This window comes from Ruegeria sp. HKCCD7559, assembly GCF_013110575.1.
GTDB lineage: Bacteria > Pseudomonadota > Alphaproteobacteria > Rhodobacterales > Rhodobacteraceae > Ruegeria.
In genome coordinates, this window is record NZ_WVQU01000001.1 from 1,382,251 (window position 1) to 1,406,965 (window position 24,715).

24 protein-coding genes and 1 tRNA gene are annotated in these 24,715 nt (G+C 56.6%); 12 read left to right on the forward strand and 13 right to left on the reverse strand.

Going from position 1 to position 24,715, the window contains the following annotated elements; translation table 11 throughout:
• Positions 1–41 precede the first annotated feature (41 nt).
• Entirely contained in the window at positions 42–1,862 is a 1,821-nt protein-coding gene (locus tag GS605_RS06890) for a M3 family oligoendopeptidase (protein ID WP_171723460.1), read from the forward strand.
• The gene (locus tag GS605_RS06895) at positions 1,859–2,095 is read left to right on the forward strand and encodes a hypothetical protein (protein ID WP_171633140.1); all 237 of its coding nucleotides are present in this window, start codon (positions 1,859–1,861) and stop codon (positions 2,093–2,095) included. The genes GS605_RS06890 and GS605_RS06895 overlap by 4 nt, the downstream gene beginning before the upstream one ends.
• A gap of 405 nt (positions 2,096–2,500) precedes the next feature.
• Here GS605_RS06895 and GS605_RS06900 read toward each other — a convergent pair whose 3' ends face one another.
• From GS605_RS06900 to GS605_RS06915, 4 genes are all read right to left on the reverse strand, one after another.
• Positions 2,501–2,770 (reverse strand): DksA/TraR family C4-type zinc finger protein, encoded by a 270-nt coding sequence (locus GS605_RS06900; RefSeq protein ID WP_170346639.1) that lies wholly within the window; start codon positions 2,768–2,770, stop codon positions 2,501–2,503.
• A gap of 58 nt (positions 2,771–2,828) precedes the next feature.
• The gene (locus tag GS605_RS06905) at positions 2,829–3,803 is read right to left on the reverse strand and encodes a Gfo/Idh/MocA family protein (protein ID WP_171723461.1); all 975 of its coding nucleotides are present in this window, start codon (positions 3,801–3,803) and stop codon (positions 2,829–2,831) included.
• 249 nt (positions 3,804–4,052) lie between these two features.
• A complete protein-coding gene (gene rpoH / locus GS605_RS06910) occupies positions 4,053–4,949 on the reverse strand; it encodes an RNA polymerase sigma factor RpoH (protein ID WP_171116444.1) in 897 nt (298 codons plus the stop codon).
• A 145-nt stretch (positions 4,950–5,094) separates the two neighbouring features.
• Positions 5,095–6,129 (reverse strand): RluA family pseudouridine synthase, encoded by a 1,035-nt coding sequence (locus GS605_RS06915; protein ID WP_171633146.1) that lies wholly within the window; start codon positions 6,127–6,129, stop codon positions 5,095–5,097.
• On the opposite strand from GS605_RS06915, the gene GS605_RS06920 reads away from it, so the two are divergent.
• Positions 6,128–6,430 (forward strand): DUF6476 family protein, encoded by a 303-nt coding sequence (locus tag GS605_RS06920; protein WP_171723462.1) that lies wholly within the window; start codon positions 6,128–6,130, stop codon positions 6,428–6,430. The genes GS605_RS06915 and GS605_RS06920 overlap by 2 nt on opposite strands.
• A 49-nt stretch (positions 6,431–6,479) precedes the next feature.
• Here the strand turns inward: GS605_RS06920 and GS605_RS06925 are convergent, their stop codons facing one another.
• The 4 genes from GS605_RS06925 to GS605_RS06940 form a co-directional block, all read right to left on the reverse strand.
• Complete coding sequence (locus GS605_RS06925; RefSeq protein WP_171723463.1) at positions 6,480–8,375, reverse strand: ATP-grasp fold amidoligase family protein; 1,896 nt, start codon at positions 8,373–8,375, stop codon at positions 6,480–6,482.
• A 27-nt stretch (positions 8,376–8,402) separates the two neighbouring features.
• Positions 8,403–9,455 (reverse strand): glycosyltransferase family 2 protein, encoded by a 1,053-nt coding sequence (locus GS605_RS06930; protein ID WP_171723464.1) that lies wholly within the window; start codon positions 9,453–9,455, stop codon positions 8,403–8,405.
• A 22-nt stretch (positions 9,456–9,477) separates the two neighbouring features.
• A complete protein-coding gene (locus GS605_RS06935; protein WP_171723465.1) occupies positions 9,478–10,149 on the reverse strand; it encodes a class I SAM-dependent methyltransferase in 672 nt (223 codons plus the stop codon).
• 94 nt (positions 10,150–10,243) lie between these two features.
• Complete coding sequence (locus GS605_RS06940; protein WP_171723466.1) at positions 10,244–12,127, reverse strand: glycosyltransferase family 2 protein; 1,884 nt, start codon at positions 12,125–12,127, stop codon at positions 10,244–10,246.
• A 315-nt stretch (positions 12,128–12,442) separates the two neighbouring features.
• Here GS605_RS06940 and GS605_RS06945 point away from each other — a divergent pair, with 315 nt between their 5' ends.
• The gene (locus GS605_RS06945; RefSeq protein ID WP_171723467.1) at positions 12,443–13,540 is read left to right on the forward strand and encodes an acyltransferase; all 1,098 of its coding nucleotides are present in this window, start codon (positions 12,443–12,445) and stop codon (positions 13,538–13,540) included.
• A gap of 32 nt (positions 13,541–13,572) precedes the next feature.
• Here the strand turns inward: GS605_RS06945 and GS605_RS06950 are convergent, their stop codons facing one another.
• Complete coding sequence (locus GS605_RS06950; RefSeq protein ID WP_171723468.1) at positions 13,573–14,403, reverse strand: class I SAM-dependent methyltransferase; 831 nt, start codon at positions 14,401–14,403, stop codon at positions 13,573–13,575.
• 379 nt (positions 14,404–14,782) lie between these two features.
• On the opposite strand from GS605_RS06950, the gene GS605_RS06955 reads away from it, so the two are divergent.
• Positions 14,783–15,535 (forward strand): TylF/MycF/NovP-related O-methyltransferase, encoded by a 753-nt coding sequence (locus tag GS605_RS06955; RefSeq protein ID WP_171723469.1) that lies wholly within the window; start codon positions 14,783–14,785, stop codon positions 15,533–15,535.
• 317 nt (positions 15,536–15,852) lie between these two features.
• Here the strand turns inward: GS605_RS06955 and GS605_RS06960 are convergent.
• A tRNA-Leu gene (locus GS605_RS06960) sits at positions 15,853–15,939 on the reverse strand.
• Positions 15,940–16,080: 141 nt separating this feature from the next.
• Here GS605_RS06960 and GS605_RS06965 point away from each other — a divergent pair.
• Both GS605_RS06965 and lipB read left to right on the forward strand, forming a co-directional pair.
• Positions 16,081–16,740: a DsbA family oxidoreductase gene (locus GS605_RS06965; protein ID WP_171723470.1), complete on the forward strand. Its 660-nt coding sequence runs from the start codon at positions 16,081–16,083 to the stop codon at positions 16,738–16,740.
• Positions 16,741–16,779: 39 nt separating this feature from the next.
• Positions 16,780–17,436, forward strand: a complete 657-nt coding sequence (gene lipB, locus GS605_RS06970) for a lipoyl(octanoyl) transferase LipB (RefSeq protein WP_171633236.1) — start codon at positions 16,780–16,782, stop codon at positions 17,434–17,436.
• Between the two features lie 315 nt (positions 17,437–17,751).
• Here lipB and GS605_RS06975 read toward each other — a convergent pair whose 3' ends face one another.
• Positions 17,752–18,693, reverse strand: a complete 942-nt coding sequence (locus GS605_RS06975) for a cation diffusion facilitator family transporter (protein ID WP_171723471.1) — start codon at positions 18,691–18,693, stop codon at positions 17,752–17,754.
• Positions 18,694–18,775: 82 nt separating this feature from the next.
• Between GS605_RS06975 and GS605_RS06980 the strand changes: the two genes are divergently transcribed.
• Positions 18,776–19,198: a helix-turn-helix domain-containing protein gene (locus GS605_RS06980; protein ID WP_171723472.1), complete on the forward strand. Its 423-nt coding sequence runs from the start codon at positions 18,776–18,778 to the stop codon at positions 19,196–19,198.
• Here the strand turns inward: GS605_RS06980 and GS605_RS06985 are convergent, their stop codons facing one another.
• A complete protein-coding gene (locus tag GS605_RS06985) occupies positions 19,199–19,618 on the reverse strand; it encodes an HIT family protein (RefSeq protein ID WP_171723473.1) in 420 nt (139 codons plus the stop codon).
• 305 nt (positions 19,619–19,923) lie between these two features.
• Here GS605_RS06985 and ctaD point away from each other — a divergent pair, with 305 nt between their 5' ends.
• The 3 genes from ctaD (at position 19,924) to GS605_RS07000 (ending at position 22,841) form a co-directional block, all read left to right on the forward strand.
• Entirely contained in the window at positions 19,924–21,582 is a 1,659-nt protein-coding gene (gene ctaD, locus GS605_RS06990) for a cytochrome c oxidase subunit I (RefSeq protein WP_170346621.1), read from the forward strand.
• 123 nt (positions 21,583–21,705) lie between these two features.
• Positions 21,706–22,305 (forward strand): 2-hydroxychromene-2-carboxylate isomerase, encoded by a 600-nt coding sequence (locus GS605_RS06995; RefSeq protein ID WP_171723474.1) that lies wholly within the window; start codon positions 21,706–21,708, stop codon positions 22,303–22,305.
• 44 nt (positions 22,306–22,349) lie between these two features.
• Complete coding sequence (locus GS605_RS07000; protein WP_171633245.1) at positions 22,350–22,841, forward strand: DUF2244 domain-containing protein; 492 nt, start codon at positions 22,350–22,352, stop codon at positions 22,839–22,841.
• Positions 22,842–22,846: 5 nt separating this feature from the next.
• Here the strand turns inward: GS605_RS07000 and GS605_RS07005 are convergent, their stop codons facing one another.
• Entirely contained in the window at positions 22,847–23,332 is a 486-nt protein-coding gene (locus GS605_RS07005) for a GatB/YqeY domain-containing protein (protein WP_171633249.1), read from the reverse strand.
• A gap of 183 nt (positions 23,333–23,515) precedes the next feature.
• On the opposite strand from GS605_RS07005, the gene carA reads away from it, so the two are divergent.
• Positions 23,516–24,682, forward strand: a complete 1,167-nt coding sequence (gene carA / locus GS605_RS07010) for a glutamine-hydrolyzing carbamoyl-phosphate synthase small subunit (RefSeq protein WP_171723475.1) — start codon at positions 23,516–23,518, stop codon at positions 24,680–24,682.
• Positions 24,683–24,715: the final 33 nt, after the last annotated feature.

The following is a 24,715-nucleotide window of genomic DNA, read 5'->3' on the forward strand; positions in this document are numbered from 1 at the left end:
ACCCCTAGATGTTTGCAAAAGCAGTCTACAAAAGGTGATCCATGCGCGACCTTCCCTTTCCCGTCCGTGACGCAAACGCAATGGGCGGCGCCGACAATCTGGGCAATCTCCCCGAATGGGATCTGACGGATCTCTACACATCCGAAGAAGCGCCCGAACTGGCGCGCGACCTGGACTGGCTGGAAGGCGGATGTGCCGCCTTTGCTGCCGAATATGAAGGCAAGCTGGCAGAGCTGGACGCCGCGGCCCTTTTGGCCTGCGTTCAGCGCAATGAAAAGATCAACGCCGTCGCGGGCCGTATCATGTCCTTTGCCGGTCTGCGTTATTACCAACTGACCACCGACGCAGAGCGGGCCAAGTTCCTGTCGGACATGCAGGAAAAGATCACCGTGTTCACAACGCCTCTGGTGTTTTTCACGCTCGAGATCAACCGGATCGAAGATGATGTGCTTGGGGCGCATTTTGCTGCCAACCCGGATCTTGCCCGATACGAGCCCGTGTTCCGGCGTATCCGCGCGATGAAGCCCTATCAGCTGTCTGACGAGCTGGAAAAATTCCTGCACGATCTGGGCGTTGTCGGCGACGCGTGGGAGCGTCTGTTCGACGAAACCATCGCCGGTCTGACGTTCAATGTGGATGGCAATGAACTGAACATCGAGGGCACCCTGAACCTGCTGACCGAACAGGACCGCTCCAAGCGCGAGGCAGCGGCGCGGGAACTGGCCCGCGTGTTTCAAGAGAACATTAAAACATTTGCCCGTGTCCACAACACGCAGGCCAAAGAGAAAGAAATCGTCGATCGCTGGCGCAAGATGCCGACCGCGCAAACAGGGCGTCACTTGTCGAACGATGTCGAACCCGAAGTGGTCGAAGCCCTGCGCGAGGCGGTCGTGGCCGCCTACCCCAAACTCAGCCATCGGTACTATGAGCTCAAGCGCAAGTGGCTGGGGCTGGATGTGATGCAGGTCTGGGACCGCAACGCGCCGCTGCCGATGGAAGACACCCGCACCGTGTCGTGGGAGGACGCCGAGAAAACCGTGATGGAGGCTTACGCCGCCTTCGATCCCCGTATGGCCGACATCGCGGCGCCGTTCTTCTCGAAAGGCTGGATCGACGCGGCGGTGAAGCCCGGCAAGGCCCCGGGCGCCTTCGCACATCCCACCGTGACCGAGGTGCATCCTTACGTGATGCTCAACTACCTGGGCAAACCGCGCGACGTGATGACCCTGGCGCACGAGCTGGGCCACGGCGTGCATCAGGTGCTGGCCGCCGATCAGGGCGAGATGCTGTCCTCGACGCCCCTGACACTGGCCGAAACCGCCAGCGTCTTCGGCGAGATGCTGACCTTCCGCAAGATGCTGGATCAGGCCGAAACGCCCGAACAGCGCAAGGTTCTGCTGGCCGGCAAGGTCGAGGACATGATCAACACGGTGGTCCGCCAGATCGCCTTCTATGACTTTGAATGCAAACTGCACGCCGCACGCCGCGAGGGGGAACTGACTCCGGATGACATCAACGCCCTGTGGATGAGCGTTCAGGCCGAAAGCCTTGGCCCCGCGTTTGAATTCATGGACGGGTACGAGACCTTCTGGGCCTATATCCCGCACTTTGTTCACTCGCCCTTCTACGTTTACGCCTATGCCTTTGGCGACGGGTTGGTGAACGCGCTATACTCGGTCTATGAAAGCGGCGCCGAAGGTTTCGAGGACAAGTATTTCGAAATGCTGCGCGCAGGTGGATCAAAGCACCACACGGAATTGCTGGCCCCGTTCGGGCTGGATGCCAGCGACCCGAACTTCTGGGACAAGGGCCTGTCGATGATCTCGGGCTTTATCGACGAGTTGGAGGCGATGGAGGGGTGACTGACCCGGGCGACAAGGGTCGCTGGCGGGCCATCCAGCACCGCCTGCACCCTGTCTTGGCCCGGATCCGCCGCAACGTCCCGCGGGGGCTGCGGTTTGTCGTGGGGCTATTGTTGATCGTCGCGGGCGTCTTCGGTTTTCTTCCTGTCCTGGGCTTTTGGATGATCCCTTTGGGCATCATGGTGGCCGCCATGGACGTCAACCTGCTGCGACGTTGGTGGCGCCGCCGGTAACTCGGGTTTGGCTTTCACCTAGTTTTTCCCGGTCGCCAGAAACACTGCGAAACGATCAAAGTCGCCCCCAGAGCGGCCACTTGGGATGATCGGTGCCCGTAGAAAAATAGCCGGATTGACGAAGGTGAACACCACTGAGGTGGCGACCAATCAGGTGGCCGTCAGGATCGAGACACGTGCGGCGGCCTCTTACCAAAGCAAATAGGCCAGCGCAGTCGACAATACGCCCAGAAAGGTCAGGAAGACCACATCGTTGACGGTTGGTTTTTGCTGCTAAAAAGCCGGTGGGTGGGATCATGCAGATTAGCAATGATCATGCATCGATGTGACAGTTCTGTTTAAAGTCTTGATTACTGACGCGATCGAAGCCCATGTACGTTTGGCTCATCGCGGCCATACCCAAGATCACTTCAACTGACTGTCCTTCGACCCCCGCCGATTGACGCCGCCGCGCGCCTTGAACGCGCCGTCCCGTTCCTGCTGGCAATCCAGGCAGAGCTTTACTCCGGGCAACGCGACGCGACGCTTTTCCGGGATAGGTTCCTCGCATTCGGCACAATGGGTCAAGCTTTCGCCCTGGGGCCGCTTTTGCGCCTGCATCCGCGCCAGTTCATCTGAGATCGACGCTTCGATCTGTTCGCTCACAGCGCCGTCGCGTGCCCAACCTCCGGCCATCGGTCATCTCCTGAAATTGTGACACTCAGGATAGCTTAGCCGTTGGCCGCAACGCAAGTTACAGCGAAATCGCGCCTTCGAATACACGATCAATCACCTCTTGCGTCCCGCGTGAGAATTCCAAAGGACAGGGATACTCCGCCCCGTCCCTGATTGATCGGCAAAAGGCCTCGACCTGCAACTTGTAATGGTCTGCTCCGGGGAAGCGGGTGACCTGAACTTCAAGCCCCGGCCGGTGCAGCTCGACCCGAGCCTCTCCGAACACACGTGCATTGAACGGGGTCGTCAGACGGATCAAACCGCTTTCGCCGTGAAACACCATCTCCTGATGGGGATGCATCCGTATGGAAACATAGCTGGAATAGGTAAATCCGGGGAACTGCGCGCGAATTTCAGTGAAGATGTCGATATCATCCTGCCAACGGATCGCGGATTGCACCGACACAGGCTCTTGCCCGGTTGCAAAGCGCGCCCCGCCGATCACGTAGACCCCGATGTCACGCAATCCGCCGCCGCCCGTTTCAGCGCGGTTTCGAATATTCTGGGTATCTGCCCGATTGTCGAAACTGAACGCCCCGGTCACATGTACCAAATTGCCGATGGCACCATCAGCGATCAGTTTCCTTGCAAGCTGCCATTGAGGGTGATGGACGATCATGTAGGCCTCGGCGGCCAGCAGGCCGCTTTGGTCCCGCTTTTGGATCAATGCGTCGAATTCATCCGCCTTCATGGTCATGGGCTTTTCGCACAGAACATGCTTGCCAGCGCTCAAAGCCTTAAGGCTCCATTCCGCATGCATATGGTTGGGCAACGGGATGTAGATTGCGTCGATTCCGGCGTCTGCCAACAACGCATCATAGCTGTCAAATACTTGCAAATCCGGGCAAAAGGACTGAAACGGTTCTGCTTTCGCTGCATCCGAGGTTGCCAGCGCGGCCAAGCGCGCCCCATTTGCAGCATGTATCGCCGGGGCCATGTATTCGCGGGCAAATTTCGCGGCACCCAATACACCAAATTGAACCGGTCTTTGCATTGCGCCCTCCGTACTCGGCTTGTTTCAAATTACGCGCTTCCCGAGGGGTCACCAGCGCTCGTTCTGCTGCGAAATCAAAGACAAAACACGTCTTTTCCTAACACAGCTTTCGACCTTCAGCCATTGATTTAGGCCTTTGGTTCAGTTTCCGCCAACATTCGCAAAAAACGCCCCCTGATCATCAGAAGGCGTTTTCCGTCATTGCTTGAACGCGAAGAATCTTCCTGCGAGGCAAGAAGGGCGCAACTGTTAGCTGACGCCCAACATGCCTTTTTCCCGCGCCAGATCCCGCATTTTCTTTTGCAGCTTCTCGAACGCGCGCACTTCGATCTGGCGAATGCGCTCTCGGCTTACGTTATACTGAGTGCTCAACTCTTCGAGCGTGACCGGCTGATCCATCAAACGACGCTGGGTCAGGATATCCTTTTCCCGATCATTCAGCACATCCAGAGCCGCCGCCAGCAATTCCCGACGCGCTTCCAGTTCATCGCGTGCTTCGTAGTCACCGGCCTGATCAGCATCCTCATCCTCAAGCCAGTCCTGCCATTGCATGGTGCCTTCGCCTTCGGACCCGACCGTGGCGTTCAGGGACGCATCGCCACCGGACATCCGGCGGTTCATGCTGATCACTTCTTCTTCGGTCACACCCAGATCAGTGGCGATCTTCTTGACGTTTTCAGGGCGCAGGTCGCCCTCTTCCAGTGCACCGATGCGGGCCTTGGCCTTGCGCAGATTGAAGAACAGCTTTTTCTGCGCCGAGGTCGTGCCCAGCTTCACCAATGACCACGACCGCAGGATGTATTCCTGGATCGAGGCACGTATCCACCACATGGCATAGGTCGCCAGACGGAAGCCTTTTTCAGGGTCAAACCGTTTGACAGCCTGCATCAGGCCCACATTGGCCTCGGAAATCACTTCGGCCTGCGGTAGACCATAGCCGCGATAGCCCATGGCGATCTTGGCCGCCAGACGCAGGTGAGACGTCACCATCTTGTGCGCGGCTTCGGTGTCCTGCTCTTCGACCCAGCGTTTGGCCAGCATGTATTCTTCTTCCGGCTCCAGCAGAGGAAACTTGCGGATTTCCTGCATATAGCGATTCAGGCCGCCCTCGGGCGTCGGTGCGGGAAGATTTGCGTAGTTTGCCATTATTGTGTCCCTCCGACAAATGTTTAGATGTTTAACATAGGATATGGGTAAGGAGCCCTTCCCATTCAAGAGGTGCTGCTAACAGTCTGGAATTAATCTTCCGTTAAGGAAAGGTGAAAAGCCCTTTTTCACAGGAGTTTGCTTATTATGACAGCGGTGTCCGCAGACGTTCGACAAGGCATTGCATATCTTGCGGTAAACCGGCCTCGAACCGCAGGGATTCACCGGTGACAGGGTGCTCGAATCCCAAAACGGCGGCATGAAGTGCCTGACGGGGAAAAGCGCCTGCAAAACCGGCGGCAGCGGCAGAGAACGCTTTGGCGGACAGCTTTCGCTTGCCGCCATAAACCGGGTCGCCCACCAGCCCGTGCCCCGCGTGGGCCATATGAACGCGGATCTGATGCGTTCGGCCGGTTTCAAGCCAGCACTCGATCAGGGCAAGACCCGCAGGCACTCCAAATGTCTCGACAACGCGCGCGCGTGTCACGGCATGCCGCCCGCCATGGAACAGAACCGCCTGTCTCTGACGGTCGGTCTTGTGTCGCGCAAGTTGCGTCGTAACGCGCATGATGTTGCCGGGTTCAAAGCTGATCCCTTTGACACCGCGCAACCGAGGATCGTTGGCATCCGGCACCCCGTAACACACCGCACGGTAATACCGCTCGACGCTATGCGCCGCGAACTGCTCGGCCAGCCCGTGATGCGCCGCGTCTGACTTTGCGACCACCAGAAGGCCACTGGTTTCCTTGTCGATGCGATGCACGATACCGGGGCGTTTCACCCCGCCGACGCCCGACAGATCGTCTCCGCAATGGTGGAGCAAAGCATTCACCAAAGTCCCGCTGGGTGATCCCGGCGCGGGGTGTACGACCATGCCTGCGGGTTTGTTGACGACGATTACGTCCGCATCCTCGAAGACGATCTCGAGCGGGATGTCCTCGGGGCCGATATGGCTGTCTTCGGCCTCGGCCACGACAATCGTGACACGCGCCCCTTCGGCCACCTTGGCCTTGGGGTCGCGTACCTCGGCACCGTCGATCTGTACCGCGCCCTCTTCGATCAGACGCGCAAGTCGGGTGCGCGACAGGCTTTCCCCGTCTGGCACATCGCGGGAAAGCGCCTTATCAAGGCGAGGCGGCGGATCGGCCGCGATCTGAAACTCAATCTGGCGGGTGCCCATGACTGTCCCTTCCGAACCTCAAGAACCGCAGGAAACTCCGCAACTGCGATTGCTGCGGCGGATGGTCATGCTGTTGACCACGGTGATGATTGGCGGGGTTCTAGTGACATTCGCCCTGATTGTCATCCGCCTATCGGACCGCACACCCACCTTGCCGGATCAGATCGCGCTGCCCGACGGCGCCCGGGCGCAGGCCCTGACCATCGGGGCAAACTGGTATGCCGTCGCAACCGATGACAATCGCATTCTGATCTTTGACAAAACAACTGGAAAACTGCGCCAGGAAATCGCGGTCGAATAGGCCCTGCCACCTGTTCCGGCGGCATGAAAGATCCGGGGATTGTCCAGCCTCAGCCGGGGAACAGCCGAGTTCCGGTCCACGCAGCACCCAGACGCTGATCCAGCGCATCCGACCGCATCTTGTGCTTGCCTGACACCGGCGCCAACATGATGTCACCCAAGCAAACTCTGTCACCAACCGGGAAAAGCTCTACGCTTGCGCATTCAAGGTCTTGCCCCAGGGTTTCAGCGACCCGGATCATGTCTTCAAAGCGCTCGGGTCGGGGTTCGACGGTGTTGCTGGTTGGTGAATACAACTCATCTGCAAGGTAATCGTAGTCGCGATCATGGAGCATCTGGATACGCCCACGCCCCCGGTCACGGTCAACCTGCACCAGCTGCACGCGTCCGGCGATCACCCAGAATTTCCAGGTGCCGGCCTGTCGATCCCCGGCGGACAAGTCTTCTTCGATGCAATAGAGGGGCTTTTGCTTGGCGCGCCACCATTCGCTTGTCCAGAAACCTTCGGGCGTTTTTGTCTTGTGCCACGCTGCCAGTTTCTGGTTGGCATCATCGCGCTGCGTGGCATCCAGCGGGAACGACAGGGCCAGCTTGTGACCATGGCTCATCGTTCCTTTCAACCAATACTGGCCGGGCCCGAGGTCGAGTGTTTCGGGCAATGCCGGAATGTGCGCCTCCCACATGCGCTGTGGGCAGGCGAGCAATTCAGAGGCGCTGCCCACGTATTTGGACCGGTCAGAAATCAACGCATCAGGGACTTCGCCAAACAGCTTCATGACCACCAGCTTTTCGGCAAATGTCTTTGGCGCGCGCAGGTCGGGTAAAAACCGATGACTATCCGCATAGTTGTACAAAGCCATACCAAGCGCATTCAGCCTAGCAGGGTCACTATCATAGTGTTCCCAACCGCGCGAAAAACCGACGCGTGGCGGGGTGTTGGCACCGTACAGGTTGTCAGTTGCAATCGCGTCGAGATCAGCCTGCGCCGCCTTGAGATAGTCTTCCCGGTCAGAGAGCAGAGCAACGGAAACAACGCCGCCGGTGGCGTCGTGGATTTCTTCGGTCGTAGCGCGCAACGTGGGCAGGTTTGCCGGAAACTCCACCGGTTTCAGGCCCCCTCGGCCGTGGCGCGGCAAAGGCGCGTCGCCCGGTCTAACCCCCAGGTTCCGCAAACGTCGATCCAGAAACGAATGCCGCTTGATACCGTTTGCAATCCACCATCGCATCCGACGCCCCCACAGATGTACGGCAAGCGTTTCCTCTTTGATATACGCGTCCCTGAACTCTCGGACGTGAATATCATTGGCCTGTCCTGCCCGTCTGAACGGCAAAGGATAAAAGACCGGTATGGGGCTGGCATGCTTCAACTCGTTAAAATGGCGCAGAAACCACGTCATGACACCGGGGCCGTACACGCTGTGTTCCTGATCTGACGCATGAGGCAACTCACCAGCCTGTTTCAGGCGTTCCAGTTCCTTCCGCTCCTCCCCTTCAACCCAAGGGCGGATCGGATAGGGGTCCTGGCAGTATTCGGAATACGCGTTCAACGTGGGGCTGTCGAAAGGCAGCCGCATAACAGCATTGCAGATGGTATCGCGGTTGAAATACCCAAAAACATGATCGGCCCTTGGGATCGGGGCAAGCGCCAAAACATCCGTGTCGCACCACAGAAAATCCGTTTTCTTCATCAGGTGCAATCTGAAGATATCGGATTGGGGCACCGGCGTCTTGAACTGGTTGTTCACGATGAACTGCCTGGGTTCGTGGATTTCATTTGCCGACACCAGTTCGATACCATCCGGAACGTTGTCGACTTGCCCATAGTGGAACAAAACGACCCTGTGACCGCATTCGACGAATGACAGCATGCACATCTGCTCCAGAAAGCTCAGGCTTCCTTCCATCCACAGCATCCCAATCGTCGGAAGAGAGTGATCCGCAACCATTCGTCTATTTCTCCAGGGGCTGTTTTGTCAGGACTCTGTCCGGTTTTCGTCAGTCGAAGACGGCGCGCTGGCCGACAGGCGTTCCCTTACGCCACGGTCCTTTGCGACAAAATCCACGGCCGGTTTTTCAAGAAGTTTCTGGTACAGCTCATCATACTCTGGCAGTTTCAGCAGATCGTTGATCAGGGCCTTGTGCCAGCGGAACGCTCTTCTATGTAGCCGTCGAAGCCTGTCGTCAGCGCGAAACTCTTCCAGCACCGCATCCACTTCGTCCTTGTACCGCAGGATTGTTTCATCCTTGGCACCGCCACGGTTCCAGCGGTCCCAATATTCGGTTCCAAGTGTCTGCGCGGAATGATTTGCCCGACCTCGGCTGCGCTTGGCCAAATAGGCCTGCGTGGATCTGACGGCATAGTGGTTGATCTGTGCGACTTCAAATCCAAACGGAGGCGAGACATGGTTGCCGAAGGGCGCAGGTTCCGTGGCGTGCCCTCCGGGCACGGACCGGAACACGCCGGCCTGAAGTTCGGGACGGGGGTGCGGGTTGTGCAACCCGAAACGAAGATAGAAATCGCCCTGCCTGAACAGGGATTTGACAAACCGGCGCCCTGCCCCGCCTTGTTCGAAATCCAGCTCACAATCGAAGAACTGCCGCGTCACCAGCGTATCGCGCATAACATGCCGACCACCGTTCGAGAATATCTTCCAGGGTATGGAAATAACGTCAACGCCGGGCGTTGCCTCGATCAGATCATCAACCCTGTTATTTCCAACGTGAATATTCAGGAACTCATCCGCGTCCCCGACGTATATCCACTTTGCGTCTTTCACTACCGGCAAGCGCCGTGCCTGCCTCAGCGCAGACCGGTGTATCCCTCCGGTTCCAACCCGGTTCCTGTGAAATTCCACATGGCCCAAGTCCTGCAACCGTCTCAGAATCTGGTTGGTGCCGTCTGTACAATCATTGGTGTAGACAATGATCCGGTCAAACCCCAGCACCTTGTGATGGGCCACCCATTCCAGAATATAGGGACCCTCGTTCTTCATCGCGGTGATGAGGACTTTTTCAGGCTTTTCCATCGCTGCCACTTATCCCCGCCGCCTAGTCGTTCTGACCTTTGCTGTCATCTTGCGGGACAATCTTTTCGATGGCGATCTGCGCGCCGGCAATCGCGCGGATGCGCAACTCTCGGGGGTGCTGGCCCAGAAACTCGTTGACCGCACGGATCACCCCGTCGCCCCACCAGCCGCGGCGGTGGTAGTCGTCGAATGCCATGATCCCACCGGGTTTGATCTTGGGAAACAAAGCGGCCAGATCAGCGGTCACGCCTTCGTATGAATGGTCTCCGTCGACATAGGCGAACGAGATGCTTTCATCATCAAAAAGCTTCAACGCAGGTACCGAAAAATCGCGTATAATACCAACCTTGCCTTCTTCGATCTCGGCCTCGAAAGTCTTTACGACCTTCTGGAAGATGGCCTCCATCTTTTCGTCTTCGGTCCGACCCACAAACGCGGTTGTGTGCGATTCCTCACCGATATGCTTCCATGGATCGATCAGAAAAAGCTGACTGGGCTCGATCAGTTTCAGAATGGTCGGAGAGAACTCACCCTGCCAGACACCGATTTCTACGGCTAGGCCCCCCTTTGGCAAACGGGAAAGGAATGTGCGGCGGATTGCGTCTTTGCTGTTTTTGCGCTTGGTCGCTTTGTCAGCCTTCGGTTTCTTCTGGCTGCCGGGCGCAACACCGATAACCTTGGATTCGTTTGACATCTCGACCTCACTCGCAGACGGGTATCCCATTTACTCAGAACCCGTTTTGTTCATTGCGCCATGGCTACCACGCCACAGCCTCAAGAACCAGAAGCTATGTGTCCTTTTTGCCAAGCGGTGGCAACTTGTCGATACCAAGCCACGGTGGCTGCAAGCTGGTTATCCGGTATCGTGCAGCATTACGCCCGAGGAAACTGTTTATCGCCGCATTCATACCCGTATACGACCCGCCTCCGTGACGGCGATAAGATGTGAACGCGATACTCCCCCCGGGCGCAAGAACCCGGTCGATCCGACGCAACAGCTGGTTCATCACCTGCTCTGCCCGCACCCCGCGGATGATGACGACGCCGACGCTTTCGTCTTCAAACAGCTTCAGCATCAAGGGGGGCAGCGCCCGGTAGACACGCAATTGTCCGGCAAGAATGGGGGCGCGGAAGTATTCCAGCAATGCATAAAACGTGCGATCCAAAGCCTGTAGCTCGGGATCCTGAGTTGCATCCGGACATGTGAAACCGTCCCATGACAGCCCCCACGGTCCTATGACCGTCAATTTCTCGACAGCGTCCAGATCAAGTATTTCTTCGATGATTTCAATCTCAACATGTCCGATCAGCACCCAATTCTTCTTACCACTGATTGATCGAAGAAAACTCTGCCGCTGGTCTTTTGTTCTTTCAACCTCCGGAGGGGCAGAAGGCAGGTAGACAGGATCCTTGGGGTCGAACGGCACCGAAACCTGTTTGGCATCCGTAATTTGCGCATGCTGCGCGGCGGCCTCTTCGTAATCAAACGAGGTTTCGAGGGCGTCGAGCCGAACGAACCAAGGAAAATTGTATGGCTTGGAGTTCTCGGGCTTGGACATCTTGCCGAGCCGCGTCCATTTCGCGACCTGGGCAAATGTGATGTCCGGATCCTTATACATTTCGGCGTTGAAAGACAGATCGCCATCTTCCATCACGCCGAGTTCCAGCGCCTTGACATAGCGCCCGCTGCGAAAGCGGCTGAACTTAGCGATAAAATCCTGCGCCACCTCGGTTTTTCTGAGGCTTGCGATGCGTTCCTTGTGAAATGCAACTGCCTGATTATGCAATTGCCCCAGAACAGTATCGGATCGCAGCTTTTCATAAACCTCCCGAAGTCGTGCAACTTTGGACAGGATCGAGGTTTCTTCGATGTCGTTATAGCAATGCAGCTTCCAGTAGGCCTGACCTGTTGCCTCCATCTTCGGATGAAAACTCGAGGTATTCACATCCCCACGCAACCGCTTCATCAGATAGCTTTCCACGGACCTCACCGCATAGTGGTTCATCCGAAAAAGCCTGCGCCCAAACCCGGCGCCCGTTGATGAATACGCCCACCCTCGTCTTCGCATGGCCGGCGGCAACGGATCACCGTCCCCGTCGACCCAGGCAAATCGATCCGCCTTGTTGGGTATCGGGCCGCGCGGTCGATGCGTGCTGATTGTGCGATACGATCCGTTGTTGCGAAAGAGCGATTTGAACGCCCGCAAGTTATGGGGGCTGACGGCGCCAAGCTCGCCCGCACGGGTGAATTGCTCGACAACGAACCTGTCTTCGAACTCGACGATTCCGTTGTGTCCGAACAACTGCCAGATTGCGGCAAATCCGTCCGCATGCGGCAATGCACGAAACAAATCGTCCAGTGTTCCGTCGCCGACGCGAATATCAAGAAATTCATCCACGTCGCAGACCAATATCCATTCGGCTTCTTTGCACCAGGGGTGTTCCATGGCGTTTACATAAGCTGAAGCCTGAGGTCCAAATTCCCACGGGCCGGGATTGTCGATATGCGCCAGAAACCCCAGTTCCTGGCACCGCTGAAGGATCGTGTCGGTGCCATCGGAACAATCGTTCGAATTGACGATAAAATGGGTGAAGCCGATCGAAAGATAGTATGCAATCCATTCCAGGATGAACGGCCCCTCGTCTTTCATCGTGGATATGACAAGTCTCATCGCGTCTACCTGTACCCGTGGCCCGCAAATTCAGGATAGCGGGAAAAAACGCATCTTTGCAGATGTATAGCGCGCATCCCTGCCTGCGGCTTTGTTACGGGCCCCGGAAATGCATTGCAAGTGGACGAGCCCGCCGGTTCAGCGACTGCCAACTCCAGATCCCGCAGACGGCCACGGCCCCGCAGGCAGCGATCACCAGCGTGTCTTCGCCTTGAAACCGTCATTCGGATTGCCATCGCGCGCCAACCATCTATAGCTGGTATTCACTGCTGCCGAAGTCATATGGCAGCAAAGGCGCGGCATCTCGAGTGGATCATGACAGGTAATCTTAAAGATCAAAGGGCACATGGCCTTGATGCATTGCGCGGTATCGCTGCGTCTGCGGTCGTGTTTGTACACGCGGTGCAAATTCATCCGCTTGGTGTCAGCTACAATAAGTGGATTGTCGACTATTTTTTGATGGGAGTGCCGCTGTTCTTCATAATCAGCGCAATGTCCATGTCGCTGGCTTATCCAAAAGGGATTTCTTTTGATCGAAGCTGGGCCTATGCCTTGCGCAGGTTTTTTCGAATTGCCCCACTCTTCTACGTGATGCTCTTTGCTTGGCTCTACGTAGGTCTCCAAGCTGAAACGGGTACGATCATCAGGAATATGACATTTTTGTTTGGTTTTTTCCCCAGTGAACAAACCAGTCTCGTTCCTGCGGGATGGTCAATTGGCGTCGAAGCTATCTTCTATCTTCTGTTCCCCTTCCTTTGGGTTTGGCGGAACATATGGGCGGCAGTGTTTCTCTTATTAATCACCTGCTTGGGATGGACGGCAGTAAACGCAAATGGCCAGGGCGAAGTTCCCGACTATTACTATTGGACCAGCTTTTTCACGAACGCCCCATATTTTGCGTTGGGCCTGATCATCTGGTGCATCTACCGTTCGACACCCACGTCGTTAAAGCGGCTAATTGGCTATTTGACCCTCGCTGCGGGAATGGCCGGATTGATTTGCCTATACTTGTATGGGCCAGTCGTTGATCAGACGCAAACGCAATACAAACCGGTTTCGCTCGTACTGGTTCTGGGTTGGGGCTTCGCCTTTGCAAGCCTTGCGCTATCGCAGGCACTTCGACCCGTTTCTTTTCTCTATAACCCTTTTACCCGCTTTCTTGGCAAGATCAGTTACAGCCTATATCTGATGCATCCGTTTCTTATCTATAATACTAACCTGACCCGATGGGCCGCAACGCTAACGGACAACCCGGATCTTGTGGTGCCCGTGGTCTGCGCAGTTACCCTTGCCGTAGCGATACCCATTGCAACTGTTATCTATTATGCTGTCGAAGTTCCGTTCATGCGTCTGGCCCGCCGGATAACCAAGCCAGATCTGAGAGAGACAATGTCACAACGACAGACCTCGTGACGGCAGAGCACACCCGCCGACACAATGCGGATTTATAGTACCAGGGGAATAATCTCGCCTCGATTGCGGGCGATCTCGGTAATGTCAAAAGCACCGCTTTTCAGTTCAGCCTCGCCCCGAACAACCATTGCAGAGTGATTTTTCACGATGACTTCGCGAACGATATCTGGCCGGCAGGCGCAGGACATGACGCATTGAAGCACCAGATTCGCCAGCGCCTTTTTCCCTTCGAAATAGTTGGAATTGTAATGTTCTTCCATCGTGGACCATTGCCAGTCTTCAAGGACGAAGACGCCGCCTTCCGACATGCGCGGAAAAACGAGGTTGAACGACAACAACGTTTCCAAATACTGGTGCGATGCGTCATCTATGACGAGATCAATCTTCTCGTCGCTGAACTCTGCGTCCAGCAATTCTCCGAACCGATTGATGTCCGCTTGACTTATCCCCTTGTACAGCCGCACGTTATCCTGCCGCGAGTACCTTTCGATATAGGCGTCAAGGTGAGGCAGTTCGCGCGTCGAATATTCAACTGCAACCAGTTTGTCAGGCTGAAATACACGATCGAGAAGCGCCACGCTCCCACCCTGCCATACTCCGATATCGACGATATTGTTAACATCTATCTTCGAGGTGCAATCCAGTTCAGCCTCGATCATTTCGCGGGTTTTCACCAGCAGAAACTCGTTATCGTTCGATGTGATTTCGTGGTATTCCGCAATATCGACCGTGGCGAAAAAATTGACGCCGTCAACGGTACATCTGTTCCGCTCGGACCAGGCTATCGGTTGAATTTTCTTCTGTTGCGAACCGCCTGAAACTGAGCGCAAGACAGTCGAGACAACTTCCGTAAATTTGCTCACCACTATGCCCTTACCTGATGGCTGGTGTGCTTCATCTCCTGAAAGGCACAGGTTTACAAGCTTCCTTTACATCAAACGCAGAAAGAAAGTGCGAGGCAGCCATTTCACGGCCTAACAAATGAGTTGGGTCCGACCATATTCGCCAAGACTGATGCTGAAGTCGGCGCAAACATTCGCGTAATTCGTAGCGTCAAAAAAGATATGTTTCATTCTGGACGTCAAAGCTGAGAGTTAAGGCACGTCTGAGTTGAAAAAAACGCAGTTCACAGGAAATGTGCCTCCATTTGACCAACCCTATAGGCGATTTCCAGCGAATCTTGTTGAAACTTCACAGCTGAGAGGTCAGAACCAGCCAGACATCTATGCAAGGTTATAATCTATGCTCGCGGAACTTCGGGAACAATATCTGACCACGGTTGCCCGTGCCCTGGATGGCACGATCTATGAAGACCCACCAATTCTGTTTGGAGACACCAAACCGGATTATGACTCCAAAAACCGTGAATACGGCTGGGATTGGCCGTCTGTTGCTTTCACTATGGTGGGCAGCAAGAGATTGGCCAATGTTCGCGCCATGGTGGAATCCGTCATCGGCAACCAGGTTCCCGGCGATTTTGTCGAAACCGGAGTATGGCGTGGCGGTGCCAGCATCTTTGCGAAAGCAGTTCTCTTTGCATATGGCCAGAATGACAGACGTGTCGTTCTGTGTGACTCTTTCAAGGGGCTGCCCGAGCCGAACGAGGAACTTTACCCTCACGACAAGGGGTCTGATTTCCACAAGTACGATGCCCTAGCCGTGTCAGCCGATTCTGTAAGGGCGAATTTTGAAAAGTTCGGGCTTTTGGACGATAATGTTGTGTTCATCGAGGGCTTTTTCAAGGACACCATGCCACTGGTGCCCAGTGAGCAGATTGCAGTGCTGCGTCTTGACGGCGACATGTATGAATCAACCATAGATCCTTTGCGGCACCTTTTTGGCAAGGTCTCGAAAGGTGGTTGGATCATCGTTGACGACTATCACGTGGTTCCCGCAGCCAAAGCTGCCGTTCATGACTATCTTGACGACGTGGGCTATCAGCCACCCGCGATCAACGAAATCGATGGTGTGGGCGTCTATTTCCAAAAGGTCTAGAGAGGACCGGGCCTTGGGTTCAGGTCACGGGTCAGGTTGCGCCCGTCACCTGAACACCTGAAATGTCACACTCAGCGAGACTGCGGCCTGTTCGTGTTTCAGAATGGCCGACCAAGAAAATACCCTAGGGGTGCTACCGGGCAGAAACCTCGGCATTCCGATGAACGTCCAAAATGCGGAACTGATTCAAGTTCTGAAAGCGGATCTTTCACATGGCACCTCTGTCTTCGGCAACCCTTTCGGACGTCGCACAGTGGGCACCACACCGAATGCAATCTTCGCACCCGCCCTAAACTACCTGTTCTTTCACTAAAAGTTGGTGCGGTCGAGAAGACTCGAACTTCCACGGGAGTTACCCCACAGCGACCTCAACGCTGCGCGTCTACCAATTCCGCCACGACCGCACTGCCAATGACTTGGTAACGCGGCGTATAGACGTTGGTGCGCGCGATGTGAAGAGGCAAAAACGCAGTGGTTTAAATTCCTTCGCCACGGGCATATCTCTCCAGTGGACAACACGCTATTGACCTGACAGGAGCCACACAATGCCACCGCCCGATAACCGCCCGATCGTTCAGATCGATATCGTCTCGGATGTTGTGTGTCCCTGGTGCGTTGTCGGGTTTCGACAGCTTGACATGGCGTTGCAGCAACAAGGTGTCCTTGCCCGGCTTCGCTGGCATCCGTTCGAGTTGAACCCGGACATGCCACCCGAAGGCCAAAACCTGCGTGAACATATCATGGCGAAATACGGCTCGACCGCCGAGCAAAGTCAGCAGGCACGGGACAAGCTTACCTCGATCGGGGCCAAGCTCGGCTTTGCCTTCAACTTCGACGATGACAGCAGAATGGTGAACACATTCGCGGCGCATCAGTTGCTGGATTGGGCGGAATCAGTCGGCCGACAGCATCCTTTGAAACTGGCTCTGTTCGACGCATATTTCACAGCGCAGCGGGATGTTTCCGATATGGATGTTCTGCTGGAGGCTGTTCGATCCATCGGGCTGGACGCGGATACGGCGCGACAAGCGCTTGAAAGCGGAGAACACATGGCCCCGGTGCGTGAAAAGCAGCTGTTCTGGACCAGCCGGGGCATTTCAGGCGTGCCATCCATGGTTTTTGGCGGGAAATACCTGCTGACCGGCGCGCAGGGGTCTGAAACCTATACCCAGGTGCTGCAACGTTGCCTGTCCGAGGCCGCCTGACCCCTTTTCTTGACCGATCCAGACGGATATGAGACCGGCATGGAATGGAAAATCACCGATGGTCTGACCAGCTATGACGACGCCGTTGCCTTTATGGAGGCGCGCGTCGCCGCAATCGCAAATGGCGAAGCCGAAGAATGTGTCTGGCTGCTGGAACACCCGCCGCTGTATACGGCCGGCACTTCGGCCAAGATCGAGGATCTGACCGACCCCGATCGTTTTCCGGTTTACGCAAGCAAACGCGGCGGCGAATACACCTATCACGGGCCCGGTCAACGTGTGGCCTATGTCATGCTGGACTTGAACAAACGTGGTCGCGACGTGCGTCAGTTTGTGAAACAGCTGGAGACCTGGGTGATCTCGGCGCTGGCGGAATTCAACGTGCAAGGCGAGATCCGTGATGGGCGCGTAGGGGTTTGGGTTCGGCGTGATGACAAGCCGTTGACAGTGACCGGCAAACCGGCAGAAGACAAGATCGCCGCCATTGGACTGCGCCTGCGCAAATGGGTCAGTTTTCACGGAATCTCGGTGAATGTCGAACCGGATCTGGAACATTTTTCCGGCATCGTCCCTTGCGGGATCAGCGAATACGGCGTGACCTCATTGGTCGATCTGGGCTTGCCGGTAACGATGGCAGACCTTGATGCCGCGCTGAAAAAGACATTCGCAGACGTTTTTGGCCCTGTGGCGCCCTGAATCCATCTGTCGATCACTGCGCAGCGAATCGCTGCGCGCCTCTGTTGCAAACAACAATCCCTGTGGCCGGCTGGCTCTGTTTCCCATGCGTAAGGCAATTAACCCTGAATTCGATGGATTTATGGAAGTCTTTAAGCATTTTTTAACTCAGGTAGATACAAAGGCCCTGTTAACGAGTAATATGGAACTGCCAATCAAGAGTGAGTGGTATGTTAACCGGTGATCCAGGGCTCGCCCTCGAAATCCGAGAAGTGTTTGGTTACGAGTCTGCCGTTCCGACCCCAAATCGGAACGGCAATTCTCTTTCAGACACTGCTATTCTTCCTGATGGCCAAATCGGGACGAACCGACGCAGGCGCGGTCGGCCTGTTCCAGTTCGAGCGTCGCATGCCCCACCCCGAAACGAACTTGCAGCGTCTGCCTGACACTGTCCCGTACCATTTCGGCATCTGCCCACGCGTTCGCATCGATGACCAGATGCGCCGTCAGCGCGGGCTGCCGTTCCTGCATGCTCCACAAATGCACGTGATGCACTTCGGCCACCCCATCCGTTTCTTCGATCGCCGCGGCAACCTGCTCTGGCTCTAGGTCGGGCGGAGCGCCCAGCATCAGAACGCGGACCGTCTCGCCTATCTCTTCTTTGACATGCCACATGATGTAGACCGAGATCAGGATCGTCACCGCCGGGTCCACCCATGTCCAGCCGAACAGGATCACTGCGGTGCCCGCTACGATCACGGCGATTGATCCCAAGGCGTCCGCAACATTATGGATGAATGCGGCCCGGATATTCATGCTGTCCTTGGCCATAGTATACGTCAGAGCAGCGGTTATGAGATCGACCACCAATGCCAGCGCGGCGACCCAGACCACAAGCCATCCGTTGATCGGCTCGGGTTCAAAAAACCGCATGACGCCTTCGTAGAACAGATAGACCGACAACACGATCAACGTGGTGTAATTGACCAAGGCCGCAACGACTTCGGCCCGGCCATAGCCAAAGCTCATCCGTGGATCGGCCGGACGCCGTGCAATCTTGCGGGCAAAAAACGCGATGATCAACGCAACAGCATCCGAAAAATTGTGCAGCGCATCGGCAATCAACGCCAGAGAACCCGAAATGATGCCCCCGATGACCTGAGCCAATGTCAGGAACATGTTCACCGCAATCGCCCAGGCGACGCGCGCATCGCCAGCGTCTGGATCAATGTGGTTGTGTTGGTGACCATGACCGGTGTGGGAATGCTGGTGTGCCATATCGTTTCATGTCCCTTGTTACGGCTTCCCAGAGCATGTAATTCCTCTAGCCACTAGAGGTTCAAGAGGTCAAAACCGAAAAATGTATTCGATCGGGGACTTATCGCGCCGAACCGGAGTGAAAATTCCGACAATCCGGTTCTATGAAGACAAAGGCCTGTTGCCCAAGCCAGAGCGAACGGCGGGCAATCAACGCCGGTATGACGATACCGCGTTGAAACGGCTGATCTTCATTCGCCATTGCCGTGATCTGGGATTGCCACTGGCCGACGTCGTGGGCTTGCTGTCCCTAGAAGGCGCGTCTGGCAGCGACCTTAACCGGGCGCACGAAATTGCCCAAAAACAACTGGCCGATCTCCGGGACCGGATCGCCCGTCTGCAAAACCTCCAGGCTGAACTGACCCGAATTACAGCGGCCTGCGACGGGCAGCACGATCATGTCTGTGCCGTGCTGCACGCGTTTCAGGATCATGGCGCATGCATGGGGCCCCATGGCGCCGAATGATCAGACGAGAGCGGCGCTGATCTTTTTCGCGTGTTCACCGATAAGCTCGAAATCCCCCATCTTGCCCGGCGGGCGCATGGAAACCCCTTCGTGGCGCGGCAGGACGTGGAAATGCAGGTGGAAGACTTCCTGCCCGCCTGCCGCCTCGTTGAATTGCTGAATCGTCACCCCGTCCGCGTCGAATGCAGACTTGACCGCCCGGGCCATCTTCTGCACCGTTTTTGTAACCGCCGTCAGTTGCTCGGGCGTGGCATCCAGTACGTTGCGGCATGGTGTTTTGGGGATCACCAAAAGATGCCCGTCCACGCGCGGCATGATATCCATGAAAGCCAGCGTTTCATCATCCTCGTACACGCGCATGCACGGGATTTCTTCGCGCAGGATTTTGGCAAAGATATTGTCGGGGTCGTAATCAGCCATCTCAAACCTCTGGATTGCGGGTGTTGGCACAGTTCTGAGACGCACGCGGGCAACGGTCAAGGCGGAACTCTGCCTACGCCCATGCCGCATCGACAGACTGGGCTTGAATTCTCATCCGCCATGCCCAGATACCCCACGTTCAAGGCCGGAAAGTCGTGCAGCACCCGCGTGCCCGCGACAATTAATCTTGATCCAGATCAAACTCGGCCATTGAAGGTGCCCTCTTCACATTCTAAAACCAGCAGGAATCCCGCGCGTTGGAGAGGTCCGACTGCGCGGTGCAGTTGCAACAGGAGGCACCTATAATGGCAGACGCAGCCATTCACGGTCACGACCATGAAGATCAGCGCAGCTTTTTCCAGCGCTGGTTCATGTCGACCAACCACAAGGACATCGGGATTCTGTACCTGGTCGTTTCGGCCCTTGCCGGTCTGATCTCGGTGGCGATGACCGTTTACATGCGGCTCGAGCTGATGCACCCGGGCGTTCAGTACATGTGCCTGGAAGGCTTCATGGCCGACCCATGTACCCCCAACGGACACTTGTGGAACGTGATGATCACCTATCACGGTGTTCTGATGATGTTCTTCGTTGTCATCCCTGCCCTGTTCGGCGGATTTGGCAACTATTTCATGCCGTTGCAGATCGGTGCGCCGGACATGGCGTTCCCGCGGATGAACAACCTGTCCTTCTGGCTGTATGTCGCCGGCACCTCGCTGGGTGTTGCCTCGCTGCTCAGCCCGGGTGGTAACGATCAGCTCGGCTCGGGTGTGGGCTGGGTTCTGTATCCGCCGCTGTCGACGACCGAAGGCGGCATGTCCATGGACCTGGCGATTTTCGCCGTGCACGTATCGGGTGCCTCCTCGATCCTCGGCGCGATCAACATGATCACCACCTTCCTGAACATGCGTGCCCCGGGCATGACCCTGTTCAAGGTACCGCTGTTCAGCTGGTCGATCTTCGTCACCTCATGGCTGATTCTGCTGTCGCTGCCGGTTCTGGCAGGCGCGATCACCATGCTGCTGATGGACCGCAACTTTGGCTTCACCTTCTTTGATCCGGCCGGTGGCGGTGACCCGATCCTGTATCAGCACATCCTGTGGTTCTTTGGTCACCCGGAAGTGTACATCGTGATCCTGCCCGGTTTCGGCATCATCAGCCACGTGATCGCCACCTTCTCGCGCAAGCCGATCTTCGGCTATCTGCCGATGGTCTGGGCGATCATCGCAATCGGCGTGCTGGGCTTTGTCGTGTGGGCGCACCACATGTACACCGTCGGCATGTCGCTGCGTCAGCAGGCCTATTTCATGCTGGCAACGATGGTCATCGCGGTTCCGACGGGGGTCAAGGTGTTCTCGTGGATCGCCACCATGTGGGGCGGCTCGATCGAGTTCAAGACACCGATGCTATTCGCCTTCGGCTTCCTGTTCCTGTTCACCGTCGGCGGTGTGACCGGTGTGGTTCTGTCGCAGGCCGGTGTCGACCGTGCCTATCATGACACTTACTATGTTGTGGCACACTTCCACTACGTGATGTCGCTGGGTGCTGTCTTCGCGATCTTTGCTGGGGTGTACTTCTACTTCAGCAAGATGACGGGCCGTCAGTACTCTGAGTTCTGGGGCAAGGTTCACTTCTGGCTGTTCTTCATCGGCGCCAACCTGACCTTCTTCCCGCAGCACTTCCTGGGCCGTCAGGGCATGCCGCGCCGCTACATCGACTACCCCGAGGCATTCGCCCAGTGGAACTTCGTTTCGTCGATCGGCGCATTTATCTCGTTCGCCTCGTTCCTGCTGTTCTTCGGTATCGTGTTCTACGCCCTGTTCCGTGGCGCGAAAGAGACACGTCCGAACCCGTGGAACGAATACGCGGATACGCTGGAATGGACCCTGCCGACGCCGCCGCCCGAACACACGTTCGAGCAGCTGCCCAAGCAGGAAGACTGGGACAAAGGCCACGCGCACTGATCCCGATCTGATCCAAGGAAACCCCGCCCACGTGGCGGGGTTTTTTCGTTTCCACCTCTGCCGGTTCGCCAAGTGTACCAAAATCCGCTATGATACCCGCACAGAACAGTCGGAGGATCGGCAATGCCGGAAATCGACTTTTGGTATTCAATCGGCAGCACTTACAGCTTCCTTACCGTGATGCGTCTGGACGACTGGTGCGCTGAACATGACGCCACCGTTAACTGGCGGCCCTTTAATGTGCGCACGGTCATGTCAGCCCAGCAGAATATCCCGTTCGCCGGAAAACCCGAAAAATCCGCATATATGTGGCGTGATATCGAACGGCGCTGTGCCAAGTATCACATCCACGCCAGCCTGCCCGCACCCTATCCGATTTCCGATCTTGCCCTGGCCAATCAGGTCGCTTTGCTTGGTATGACGGATGGGTGGGGCAAGTCATTTACCCAGAACCTATACCGCATCTGGTTCGAGGATGGCGTCGAGGCGGGCAGCGAAAGCGCCCTGTCCGAAGCTTTGCTACGGTGCCAGCAGGACCCTCGTCTGACACTGGCCCGCGCGCGCAGCCCGGATATCGTCACCGCGCTGGAAGCTGAAACAGACATCGCCGTGAAACTGGGTGTTTTCGGCGCCCCCAGCTTCGTGGTGAGGCAAGAGGTGTTCTGGGGCGACGACCGTTTGGATGACGCCTTGTCCTGGGCGCGTGTGGGCCACGTGGTCTGATCAAAATCCGTCGACATGAGGCGGCACTGCGATATGTTTCCGGTATGCCATACAAATGGAATCAGACATCCGAAACCGAACAGGAACTGCGCCTCTGGCCGCATAACTCTCTGCCGCGACGTGGGGCAATGATTGCCATCCTGTCTGTATTTCTGTTCGGTTTGATCCCATTGTTGGCCGTGCTTGGGTCGGTCGTGTTGTGGGGCCTGTTACCGTTTCTGCTGTTGACGGTGCTTGGGCTTTGGCTGGGGATTCAGGCGAACTATCGCGCGCGCAGTGCGTTTGAGGTTTTCACCTTGTCCGGTTCACAAGCCCGCCTGGTGCATCACACCCCGGGCAAGGACCAACAGGAATGGTCGTGCAATCGCTATTGGGCACGACCTGAGATGTACGAAAAAGGTGGTCCGGTGCCACACTACGTCACGCTCGTCGGAGACGGGCGTGAGGTCGAAATCGGGGCGTTTTTGTCGGAAGACGAGCGTATCACGCTCTACGACGACCTGGCCAGAAAACTGCGCGATCCTGTCGCGCAGTAGGTGTCTCAGCAGTCGCCGTTTGATGCGGCGCAGAGTTGGTCCTTGACCATGGGTCCGACCTTGCCGAAGTCCATCTGTCCGGTATAGCGGGTCTTCAGCTCGCCCATGACCTTGCCCATGTCCCGAATGGAACCGGCACCGGTTGAAGTAATCGCGGCATGAATCGCCTTTGACACTTCATCATCATCCAGCTGCTTCGGCAGAAACTCTTCGATGACGGTGACTTCCTGCATCTCGCGCTCGGCCAGGTCCAGGCGTCCGCCCTCTTCATAGGCGCGCGCACTTTCCTTACGTTGCTTGGTCATTTTACCAAGTATTTCAAGCACCTCTGCATCACCGCAGCCCTTGACCTCTTCATTGTCCGAGGCGCGCGCGGCGATGTCGCGGTCCTTGATGGCCGCGTTGATCAACCGCAGTGTCGACAGACGCTCGGCTGCTTTGTCTTTCATTGCTTGCTTCAGGGCGGCATTCACCCGTGATCGCATGTCCATTTGGCTTGTCCATCCCCATGACAACGGAACCCCGAACATATCTAAACAAAAAGCGTGTTACAACCGGGGGCGACCAAGCTTAACCCATTGAAAAATAACAATAGCCCAAAAATTGAACAGACTTGACCCAAGCGCTTAACCCCCTTAGGTATGCGCCGGTTTACCTTGCAGGAGAGTCGCGCCATGGCCCAGAACGCCCCGTCCAAGCCCACCGCATGTCTGGCTTTGGCCGACGGAACGCTGTTTTACGGCATCGGTTTCGGAGCAACCGGACAGACCGTGGCTGAGCTCTGCTTCAACACAGCGATGACCGGATATCAGGAAATCATGACCGATCCATCCTATGCCGGGCAGATCGTCACCTTTACCTTCCCCCATATCGGCAATGTTGGCGTGAACCCGGAAGATGACGAAACCGGTGATCCGGTCGCCGCTGGAATGGTCGTCAAATGGGATCCGACCGAGCCGTCCAACTGGCGCTCGGCCGAAGAACTCAAGGGCTGGCTTGCCCGCCGTGGACGCATCGCCATCGGCGGCGTTGATACCCGCCGTCTGACCCGCGCCATCCGCCAGCAGGGCGCGCCGCATGTGGCGCTGGCTCATGATCCCGAGGGCAATTTCGACATCGAAGCACTGGTTGCTGCGGCCCGCGGCTTTGCCGGGCTGGAAGGTATGGACTTGGCCAAGGAAGTCACCTGTGCCCAAAGCTACCGCTGGGATGAAATGCGCTGGGCCTGGCCGGAAGGATACAAGCGGCAAGAGGCCCCCGCCCACAAAGTCGTGGCTGTCGACTATGGTGCAAAGCGCAATATTCTGCGCTGTCTCGCCTCGGCTGGATGTGATGTAACCGTTTTGCCAGCGACGGCGACGGCTGCCGAAGTGCTGGCCCATCAGCCGGATGGCGTTTTCCTGTCGAACGGCCCCGGCGACCCGGCCGCAACGGGTGCCTATGCTGTGCCGATGATCAAGGAAATTCTGGATACAACCGATCTGCCCGTCTTTGGTATCTGCCTTGGCCACCAGATGCTGGCGCTGGCGTTGGGCGGTCAGACAGTCAAGATGAACCACGGCCACCACGGCGCGAACCACCCGGTCAAGGATCTGGAAACCGGCAAGGTCGAAATCACGTCGATGAATCACGGTTTCGCCGTGGACGCACAGTCTTTGCCGGAGGGCGTGGTCGAGACCCACAGATCACTTTTTGACGGCTCGAACTGCGGGATCCGCATGACTGACAGACCTGTATACTCGGTACAATACCACCCCGAAGCGTCGCCCGGACCCCAGGACAGTTTTTACCTGTTCGAACGTTTCGCCGATGCGATGGAAAAGAAAAACGAGCAGGCATAAACCCTTAAGTTACCAGAGTTAACGGCACATTAA